The organism is Vibrio anguillarum (assembly GCF_001989995.2).
Lineage (GTDB): Bacteria > Pseudomonadota > Gammaproteobacteria > Enterobacterales > Vibrionaceae > Vibrio > Vibrio anguillarum.
The window spans coordinates 1-10,630 of record NZ_JAHGUP010000147.1 but is presented as its reverse complement, the minus strand read 5'-3'; the positions used below and the strand labels follow the sequence as shown (position 1 = coordinate 10,630).

The following is a 10,630-nucleotide window of genomic DNA, read 5'->3' as shown; positions in this document are numbered from 1 at the left end:
CTTTATTATCCGAACACAAATATGTGAGAGAGGAATAAAGTTTCATACTAAAAATTTTCTAAAGCCGCATTGTGCAATGACGTTGCGGTTTTAGTAAAAAAATAAAGTATCATACTAAATAGAAAGAAATGGCTCTACTTCGTAAAAATCGAAGTATTAAAGTGTCATACTAATAATCCAACCATCCCATAAACCATCCTGCCCATTTATCAATATCAGCAGGGTCGATACAACCTTTGTGTTTACAAGGAGGATGAGAGATTCCCTTGAAGTTACCATCTCCACAAATTAGAGAGATATAATCGCGCGGCCAAGCAAGCGACTTCTGGAGCAGTCGCACTTCTAACTCAGCGATTTGCTCAAGCAACGCAACGTTGTCTTTTAACTTTAATACCATGGTCGATATGGAATTCTTCGCATCAGAGGTGTCAACTTCAACAAAGTGATACACCTGCCCATGATAAGTGACTTCGACAATAGCCATACATCTCGGATTAGCATCATCCGCCATCATGTGTTTGGTACAACGCGCCAATTTAGGCAATTTTCTTAGCGGATATCGGTACGTTTGACATCCATGATTAGCTTCCAAACGATCAATAACCTGAAAGAAAGTCTCAAATTTACTTGCATAGAGATGAGCGTCATCACTTTCGTCATTCAAAACGTCATAATCAGCACCGGCAATTGTACCTGTAGCATTATCACCATTAGGAGATAACTTATTGGGAAGTTGTTCATTAGACTCACTATCATCAGGCTTACCGCGATTAGCCTTCCGAGTTTTATCAGTTACTCGATTAGTCTTGAATGGCTTGCGAAATGACAAGCCAACTGATTCTGAATCTAAAACAACACGTTTTTTATCAGGGTCAGCCTCTTCCTCATCATCAAGTTCGTGCTCTTCCGGACGTTTAGGCCTACCTGAATTAGCTCCGCCCCCTTGACCTGTTACCTGCCTTCTGAAATCAGGATGATAAAAATCTAGTTCATCAGGCATACTCGATGGCAAGTCTTCCACCCTTCTAATTTCCCAGACAAAAAAGCTGTTACTGTTCCAATCGTGCCACCCTGACACTTCTAGTTTTGTCCTATTTAAGCGAGGAGGCGTAAAAGAGAAATCCCAAAATTTATACTGCCCACTGGATGTATGCTCTCTCATCATTGTCTGGTGAATACTTTCAAATGAAGTTCGAGCCTCAGGGTCCATCAATATCCAACTCAAGAATCGCCGTGAACGTTCATCATTAAAAGCGGCAATCGGATAGCTAGAACTTGGCATCACATCAATCTGCCAATGCCCGTTTATATTGGTGATATTGAAGTCTGATGACAGTTTTCCGTGTTCCAAACAGATTCTGGACATATAGTTATCATGTAGAAAAAGAACACGTGCTAATTCAAGCTGAGGTAGGAAAACAGTTGGACCATCAGGCACATCAAATTCAAAGCACCGCTGTTCAGAATTGTGCCCATTCCCCATTGAACGAAAAGCAGGGCAATCCCTTAAACGCTTTCTGCCCCACAGCTGAGCATCCCTAATAGTAAAAGCTAACTGTCTTCCTTTTAACTGATTAGACTGATTTGCACTTAATGATTTGTAGCGTCGAATCAATGGAACACCAGCAATGGGTATTGATGGACGATCAAGCTTTTTTGAAAAGCTGAGGTTAATTCCCCAAAACACGTTGCTATTTTTCTTAAACAACGAACCAACGCCCAACACTAACGCATCTTCTGGGATGTGCTTAAATCTGTAATCGCCCATATACCTTCCGTTATTCCTGTTAAAAAACATCTAGCCAGTGGAGTTAAACGCTCTTCACTCAGTCCAGAGCCTCGCAGTAAACGCCACCGTTCAATCTGAATATTTTGTAAATATAGTGAGATGTACTGATTGCCCAATCGTCGAATTTGGTATTGAGCAACCGATTCCGAATACTTAACAAGGAATTGCTTAGTTAAAGGTAAATACCGAAATTTCCTCTCCGGCATAGCCCCAATCTTTAGTTTTGACAGCAAAAAAGTGCTCGACATACGGGGAGAAAAATCATCTTGTTCACACTCTTGTCGCAACTGACATAGTCGACGAACGAGCGAACGATCTCGCTTAGGCCAATCGACCCGCCTATTTTCATATATGATCGGATGCTCGTAACGTCGGTTAATTTTCATTAGCCATTCGTAATCATGTCGATACAACCACATGTATAAACCTTGCGATCTATGTAATCGAGCGTGTTTACACCCGCACTCTTTCAACAGCTTCAGCCATTGAGTTCTTTTGTCTCTATTAATCCGCTTCGGCAAAACCACTGGATGGACATTTCTTTGCTTTTTCGGGTAACACTTTACGTTAACTAAAATGTCAGATGGTGAAATATCTCGGTCTAGTAAACTGGACTGAATGATAAGATGCTGCATAAAGCTGAAGGATTTTCGGTGCTTTCGTAAAATAGTTCTGAACCAGCAGGTATCTCGCTTCGTCAGTGTGAGTTGGTTATCCGACAACCAACCTCTACTCCAGAACGAATGGATACGCTCCCGAACTTCATCATGTTTTACATTGGAACCTCTGTTACAACCGGCTAGCACGACTAAATCATGGTAATAGCAGCTCCATTGATGAGAAGTTGGCGATTTTTGTGGTTCCACTTGCAGAAGTTGTTCGACAACATGGCTGATGCGTAAAGCTTCTTTTTTATGATGCCTTAATGGTCTGCCATCTGGTGTTGTGTCCGCTGCATAAAATTCATGCCGATGTTCGTAGCGTGGTTGAATAGAAAATTCATACAAAGGGGTGGAGTGTTTTGGGCACCATGTAACTCCTGACACTTGCCAGCCACGTATCCAATACCGCTCACCATATTGGGCTAGTTGTTCATCAAAACACTGGGGACAATATCTGAGTAGCTTCGGCTGCTTAACAATTGAAGCAGCAATTCCGAAAACCAAGTGTATGAGCCCTTTGGATTGATTTGCCATCCACCGCATGCCGGCCTGTCTTTTGCCTTCTTCAATAAAAGGCGCATAAATAGGGAAAAGCGTGTGCTGGTATATCAGTGAAGCAGCCGTAATATTCAAAACTGATGGATATTGCCCGGAAATTTGAGCCAGGTGACTCGGTAGGTCAACCGTAGCGATAACCTTGCGGTCTCCATAAACCTCATCCAATAGCTGCTTAGGCGATATGGTTCCGCTATGAACCCCAGCCCTGGCAACCAAGCTGTAAATTAACTCATTTGGATACGGAACGGGGAAACCGAGCATTTAACTGACCTTTTTCAAATCCAAGATAAGTTTATTGGCCTTGAGCGCACTGTACATATCTTCTTTCTTGGTCAGTTGTGAATACACAAATCGCAAATCGCAAGTTTCAAGGCTTGACCAATCTGCACGTTTAACTACTGTCGCTTTCGGTTGCTGATCGACAAACATCTTGCTTTCGTCATACCAATCAAGTACGACCGGCATCATTTCGCGCATCGTCAGTTTGGGTTGTTCACGGAAAATTTTTTCAACCAACGGAATGAGAATTTCAGACTGGCAATCGGTTTGTACGAGTAGCCTGTAAAGCCGCATCGCTTGTTCGTTATTACTGAAAGGTAATTCCGGCTCATCAGGGATCTGATTGATTTTTTGATGAAGGCTAAGCAGTCGTTTGTCGATATCTTCTACTCGGAGATCGGAGTATTTAGCTATCAAGGTTGGATTACCCCGGCGAATAGCATTCAGCATAGGGTGTACCGGTTTAAGTTCATCGTCGTAAACTGAGCGTAAAACGTTAACCGTTATACGCTCCAGTTTTGATGCTATGGCTCGTAGCTGAGCCAAAACAAACAGCTTAACCACGATATCCAAAACACCTTGAGATAGTTCATACCAACAATCTCTGATTTCATCAGTCAGCACTTCATCACGCCGATTAAGCCACTGGTATTTCCAAAGCTTATTTGTAAAAGCAACCCATTCACTTTTGGCATTCGGATTTTCCGGATACTGCGGCATGGGTTGCCAATAAACAGAACCGATGCCGGTGGTTCGTCTTGCAGACTGCAATTCGACTTCAAACAAAGGGCGAGCTTTCGGTGTACCAACCAATATCACCGGAATACCGACGGTATTAACCAGTTCAACGAAAAACTCCAACATTTGCTCTCGGCCAACCGCCTTGCGAATTTTCAAGCGTTGAATTTCATCGATAACCAGAACACCAATAGCACGTTCATTCGCAACCTGGCTCATTAGAGCCAGTAACGTTGGAACACCGTGACGTTTGCGGCCATGCGTATTTTCATAATTAGTACCTAGCCGCTTATCCACCTCACGGAAAAAATTCAGGCATAAACTTTGTTGCGATCCATTATTCGGGCATTCGATTTTCAGATAACTGAGTTGAAAAAAGTTATGTTTTTCGTGATAAATAACCTGAGGGTAGGTAGCAAGAATGCGCTCAAGGGTTGAACTTTTACCACTACCTGAGCATCCGATAAGAGACAGACAGAGCGCTGTCGTTGACACATTTCTGAATTTATAACTCTGTAGATCACCACTCATTACTCTCTGATAACCATTTTGCAGGTGCTTATTAAGTGATCCATCCAATAGGTTTCGACCAACGTAACCACGCCGCATCATGATTGAAATACGTTCTTCCAGTAATACATGCTGGGATAAAGGCTGAAAGAAATCATGAAGCAACGCAGCAACCATGTGAGCCCGTTGTCGTGGTTTGTCTTGCAGGTTATTTAACGAGAAAGTAACTTTGCCTTCCAATCCTTCTTTTAATTGCTTAATTTCCATGATTGGCGGCAACGCCTCGATAAACGGATTCCCGTTGTAGGAAGGATTACTGGTATCCTGATAAACGGCAGTGACATATTCACTAGGCAAACTCATTCGTTATCATCCTCATCATCGAATAACTCATCGACATAGCTCGGGTAGTCATAATCTTCCTCTGGAACACCATGCAAAGGGATGATATCTGCCGTGTCTTTCACATCTCGTTGTATTTTCGGTTTTCTGCTGTCTCGTTCATTTTGTAGTTCAGCCTTTCGGTTCGACCGAATATCACCTATACGTTCAGTATTCGAGATGCTTGAAGTATCCGGGCTTAACTTCTCTGCTTGTCTGATTTTGTCAATCACTCGCTGCTCATGCTTTCGTTTATGCTTATCAGCTCTGACTTTACTTTCAGCATGAGTGTATTTTTTCTGCTCTTGTCGCTGCCACACTTCCCAGAAAGTGCAATTGACAAACTCCCTGGATCGGACGGAAAGTTTGCATACCCAATGCTCGGCACTGTTTCGACTAGGAAACAGATAAATTTCATCGGCAAGGTTGGGATCATATGCCACCAAAACTTTTTGCGGACGAGTCACTTCTTGGGCTCGATGCATCCAACCTTCGACAATCGCCTCTTGGCAGGTGTAGTAGATACCAAAAATGCATATCCCCAAATCAGAGACCGTTGCATCTGCTCTGGGAAGTAAACTTAATCTTACTGCTTCTTCAGGAGCTGAGCGCAAGCGGCCAGTACGGTGCTGAATCCCCCAGTTCCACAGTTCTAATGGCACAGACGGCAAATCAACCGGCATATCGGCAGATCTGTCATAGGTCTTCATCACATGGTACTGGTTGTGATAAAGAATTGAGGACAAGATAATTTCTTTAAAATCTGAAATAGATAACTTGGCATCAAGACGATAATCCTTACCACCACGTTTTTTAACGATGGTTCCCGTCACGACACCAGGAGCGAATGGAGTAAAGTCGGCTTGCAACGTCTTGAAATTGCGCTCAACAATACCCTTAGCGTCACCTCGAAACGGAGGTGTATTTTCAATTCGCACCGAGAAACTTTTTTCGAGATTTTCTATCTGATAGCCAAGCAATTCACCTCTGTCTGCCAAAATAGCATCTGGAAATCCGATTGCAGGCCAATCTTGAGATTCGATCTCTATCCCATATTGGCGACATAACTCAACCTTATCAGTCATCGCGACTTGTAAAGCCTGCATAGCAGCTACATATGAGGGATTTTCAAAACCGATGTAACATCCAACTATCAGACGACTGAATACGTCGATGACAATATAAACAACCGGACGTCCAACAATCCAGCGTCGGTTCACATCGGAAACCACGTAAATATCGGCGATGGTCGCATCAATTTCAAAGCGGGAACCAGGTCCCAAAGCATGCATAGTCGCCGTTCCGGTCAAAGGTCGAATATCTTTGTTATAGGAATTTTGACTTGCCCGGCTTTTGATTTTTTCTATCTGGGTGTATTCACGCTGATAAAAGTGCTTCATCTGCCAGTTGGTTGGAATTTCTGCCTCGGGCACATCAGGAAAATAGGTTTCATACATATCTTTAAAACGCCGATGAGCGTAGGGAAATGAATATCCTTTTTCAGTTAACAAATACTTCTGAATAGCAATCCTGAATAGCTTTTCGATAAACTCGTCAACATTGACCCCAGAGCCAGGATCATACTTTCTGGGGCGCCCTAACTTTGTCTTGCCAGGAGTGCGCTTTTTGCCTTTTGCGCCGGAGTTTTTGTAGTCAGGAAGAAGCGCGTTAACAATCTGCCCCCGCTGCCAGTATTGGCGAATTAGGCGATACAAAGTTTGTTTGGTTGTTTTGTGATTAGCCATGACCAGATCAATAGCTTTAGCGCGCTGTTTCGGCTGATAGTATTCTTCCAGATGGATGATTGGGCTTATCAGTTTATAGTTTTGGTCTCTTTTTACTTGAGCTGTACTGCCATCTTCAGGCGAGAACATAATCAAATAGGAATAGGGATCTTCGACTCGGTGTAACGATTCATCTTGAATCGCCAAATCCAGCGAATATAAGTCAATAATGCTGGGGAATGCGCTTTTATTATCTATCGATATCCAAACAAAATTGTTTCCGAATCGGCTCAAAATCCGGAATCTCTCGTTCTTATACTCCAGAACCTCATTGATTCGAAACATGACGAGCTCCTATTAAGTTCCCCATATTCTCGACAACAAAATCCTTACCTTTTAACAGATGGAACGGTTTGGACAACATATCAAAGTAGAAACAGCGATTAGCCAGTAATTGCCTGATTTCATAAATAGAAGAACCATCAGGCTGATTGTAAATACGGTCAGTCAACTTACAGATATCAGTAACCGTTTTATTCGGATTTTGCTGAAAAAGGTCACTGTAGTACGCCGTCCTGTCTAATAAAACTTCATCTTCAATCTCATCCTGCTCAGCCGGGTATATCCAGCTAATATTCTGGACAAGCATTTGGGATACATCGTTTTCTGTGACCAGGAACCAAGGGACCTTTTTCAGTAACCAATACCGACGTTCAATTTCCAGTTTTTCAATAACCCGGGGATCTTTTAAAACATTAGTGTACTTGGCTTGAATGACATACTGTGGAAGTTGGAGATCTAAGCCATCAACCAAAAAATCTGATGACATATACAACTTCACACCTGCTTCGACGGGATGCTTGATTCCATTCTCATGGGCAATATCAAGCGTATCTTCGCGTTTAAGAGGAAACTGCTCGCGAATATCAGTTGTTTGGGAGTTCCATTCAAGAGTTAAAAATACGGCAAGTTCTAAATCAGATAGTAAATGATGAGTACGCTGGCTTTTATGACCAAAGACACGATGAGAACGACCATCGGATGGAACATCCCGAACCGTTATCCAAGGAAGATAATCAACACCCAAGCCATTCCCCCGGCCTTCTTTTATCCAGCGCTTGTATCTAGCCTCTGAGGGAGAGTACTTACTTTTTGCCATATAAAACTGTCGTCATTGCTCATAAATCAAGCATAGCCAGAGTCAGTTTAGTATGCAACTTTATTACAAATATAAAGCGCCAATATTCCAAAGGCAATCAATGTCAATATTATTAATAATTTAAGCAAAACATAACAATTCAGAAGTCATTAGTTGGAACTGTCTAATATGCCATCATAGTGATACCATATAACTTCATAGTCTGTTGTGATTAACAAGGTATACAGCTTTCAAGAAACATATGTATTGCTTAAAAAGCAAAGACTTAATACCAAAAGGTTCTTCAAGAGAATTAATTGAAGCATTAGCAATGGAAATTCATTAATGGATACAATACTACTAGCACTAGATTTAGCGCTTTTAGGAGAAGCTACACATGATAGCTATACTGTCGTTACCTTTGGTTTCGCAGCAGCAATTTTCGGCCTTTTGATCGTGATACTCGATTTTTGCACATCAAAAGCAACGAATAAAAACAGCCTGTTAAAGTTGTCATACAGTGGCTGGAATGGAGTGTTTGTTGTTGTATTATGGGGGGTTGGTGCAGGAATCGCAGGTCTTGTGGGTGCTGCTTCTGATATTTTTGAAGTCAGCCGGACTGCTAGTGTATTTGTTGGAGCAGCATGGCCATTGGTACTTCCACGATTGTTAGCCTCTGCAAGCAGTGAACTATCCAAAGAACGGGTTTCTACGGAGTAAAGTATGTTGAATTTTTTATTAGGCCGCTCTAGCTTCCACAAGAAAAAACAAGTCATCGATTCTATCCGTGAATTCGATAGGTTTGATGACGCTGAAGGAGTCGAAGAAGCTGACGCATTGCTGATCTTTAAGAGTGATACTCAACAGTGTTGGTTGGTTTTTACGAGCCTTAGAATGTATTTCGTCATCGACGATGCTGAACAATCTCTTTTAAAACCCATGTGGGCTCGCGATAAAGAAAATATGGTTGTTGATAGCCGCATTGACTTACATATCAAAGATGAAAAGTACTCCAAAGAAACTGGTAAGCTTTATTTCGGTCAAATGAACAACGGAATTTTTTACACATTATCCTTATTTAGTGATGTGGGTTTGCCTGGAATAATTTTGGCACTGGCTAATAAGCACTTTATAAAAGGGAAAGGTTGAACTAGTGGTCGAAAAATTTAATGAAAAAGAAGATTCTCTTGTTTTCGATGTGGACGCTCAGTTAATCACAGAGTTAGGTGAAAGGCTTGTCAGTAGGAACCATATTGGTATTTCTGAGTTGATTAAGAACGCTTACGATGCCGATAGTCAAACTGTCGATGTGTCATTGACTAATGCATCACGTTATGACTTAACAAACTCAGAGCTTGTTATTGCCGACAAAGGTCTTGGTATGACTTTTGATATCATTGAAAAAAACTGGATGACTATCGGTACTAGCAACAAGCGAACTAACCCATTTAGTAAGTTATATGGTCGGCCAGTAACGGGTAACAAAGGTATCGGTCGCTTTGCATGCCAACGACTTGCCGAGCAGCTAGAACTCACAACTTGTGCAAAGACCGAACAAGGATTTGAACATACTACAGTTTTATTCGATTGGGACGATTTTATCCCTGGCGTACCGCTATCTAACGTGCAATGTCGTTATAATACCTATATCTCATCAGAGGGCGAGATTGGTACAACTCTTAAACTAAAGCGGTTAAGAGAGCGTGTAACTGAGCGTGACTTCAAAATGATACTTAAGAGCATCACTTTGATTTCTATTGCTATGCCCGCAAAGCGCAAAGGTTTTGCAGAAGACCCTGGTTTTTCTTCCAATATTACCGCTCCAGAATTTAGAAGCATTATAGGAAGTGCAAGCTTTAAGGCTGATGAGAAACTCCTTAGTTCTGGATGGGGAACCGTTGTAGGTCGTATCGATGATGATGGCTTTCTATTCTTTGAACTAGAAAGTAAGAACTCAGAGCTTCAGGCTTACTCTTATTTAAAAGAAGAATTTCTTCCTCTAGCCGGTATTTCATTCACTATCCATGTAGTACCACTTAAAAGCCGTGATGGAATTGAATATCGTCGAGATCCAACCTTGTTGACAAACTCTGTTTTAAAGGATGTGACCGGTACGCATGCCGGAATAAAACTTTATCTGAATGGATTTAGGGTTTACCCATATGGCGATGTGAATGAAGGGGATGACTGGTTAAGTATTGCTCATGACATATCTCGTCGCCGTGGTCCAAGTGATTACCCTGAATTAATAGACCTAGCTTCTGAGATGGGTCTAGAAAAACCTAGTAGAGTAATGTTAAATCACCCTGGTACGAGATCACTTATTGGTGATGTTGTCATTTCAGGTAAAGCCGTTGAAGCTTTTCAAGTTAAGATGGACCGTGAAGGCTTAGTTGCTGATGCTAACTTTAAGAGCCTTAAAAAGGCTATTCGCATGTCTCTAGATTGGGCAACGATAAATTATGAAGCTTGGTTGATTCGCGAGCGAAAGAAGCAACATGCCAAGAAGTTAGAGGCATTTGAGAAGTCTATTGGAAATGAGTTTGAAAGTACTGAGAGCCGAATAACTAAGGCAATCAATACTCTTTGGTCTGGTTTTGATACTTATGAAGAGGAGAACGAGGAACTAGGTGATATTGACAAAATAGAGCTTCCTTTAAGAGCAGGTGATAACGTTGTTCTGCCTTCTGACTCAACGAAACCAGAATCAAAAGTGCCTGATATTGAATCGGATAAAAACGTCTCTTCGAGCTTGGCTCCCTCTAAGGTTATTTCTAAAGATATAAAAGTCAAAAAAGATAATGCTCAAGCCTACTTATTATCTGAATATAGTGATCTGCTCCAGCCAGAC

The 10,630-nt window shown here is 41.8% G+C and carries 8 protein-coding genes; 3 read left to right on the top strand and 5 right to left on the bottom strand.

Annotated features, from left to right (window positions below; genetic code table 11):
• Positions 1-169 precede the first annotated feature (169 nt).
• The 5 genes from PL85_RS17960 to PL85_RS17940 are packed head-to-tail and all read right to left on the bottom strand — an operon-like array spanning position 170 to position 7,800.
• Positions 170-1,768: a Tn7-like element transposition protein TnsE gene (locus tag PL85_RS17960; RefSeq protein ID WP_095661231.1), complete on the bottom strand. Its 1,599-nt coding sequence runs from the start codon at positions 1,766-1,768 to the stop codon at positions 170-172.
• On the bottom strand, positions 1,726-3,270 hold the full coding sequence (locus tag PL85_RS17955; RefSeq protein WP_095661230.1) for a TnsD family Tn7-like transposition protein: 1,545 nt from the start codon (positions 3,268-3,270) through the stop codon (positions 1,726-1,728). Before PL85_RS17955 ends, PL85_RS17960 begins: the two co-directional genes overlap by 43 nt.
• Positions 3,271-4,899 carry an AAA family ATPase gene (locus PL85_RS17950; protein ID WP_095661229.1) on the bottom strand — a complete coding sequence of 543 codons (1,629 nt, stop codon included), beginning with the start codon at positions 4,897-4,899 and terminating at the stop codon, positions 3,271-3,273.
• Positions 4,896-6,986, bottom strand: coding sequence for a Mu transposase C-terminal domain-containing protein (locus tag PL85_RS17945; RefSeq protein WP_095661228.1), 2,091 nt, complete (start codon positions 6,984-6,986; stop codon positions 4,896-4,898). The genes PL85_RS17950 and PL85_RS17945 overlap by 4 nt, the downstream gene beginning before the upstream one ends.
• Positions 6,970-7,800, bottom strand: coding sequence for a TnsA endonuclease N-terminal domain-containing protein (locus PL85_RS17940; RefSeq protein WP_095661227.1), 831 nt, complete (start codon positions 7,798-7,800; stop codon positions 6,970-6,972). The genes PL85_RS17945 and PL85_RS17940 overlap by 17 nt, the downstream gene beginning before the upstream one ends.
• A 324-nt stretch (positions 7,801-8,124) precedes the next feature.
• On the opposite strand from PL85_RS17940, the gene PL85_RS17935 reads away from it, so the two are divergent.
• From PL85_RS17935 to PL85_RS17925, 3 genes are all read left to right on the top strand, one after another.
• Positions 8,125-8,499 carry a hypothetical protein gene (locus PL85_RS17935; RefSeq protein WP_115340354.1) on the top strand — a complete coding sequence of 125 codons (375 nt, stop codon included), beginning with the start codon at positions 8,125-8,127 and terminating at the stop codon, positions 8,497-8,499.
• A 3-nt stretch (positions 8,500-8,502) separates the two neighbouring features.
• Positions 8,503-8,928 (top strand): hypothetical protein, encoded by a 426-nt coding sequence (locus PL85_RS17930; protein WP_095661226.1) that lies wholly within the window; start codon positions 8,503-8,505, stop codon positions 8,926-8,928.
• A 4-nt stretch (positions 8,929-8,932) separates the two neighbouring features.
• The coding region (locus tag PL85_RS17925; protein ID WP_215809364.1) for an ATP-binding protein at positions 8,933-10,630 on the top strand (1,698 nt) is incomplete at its 3' end.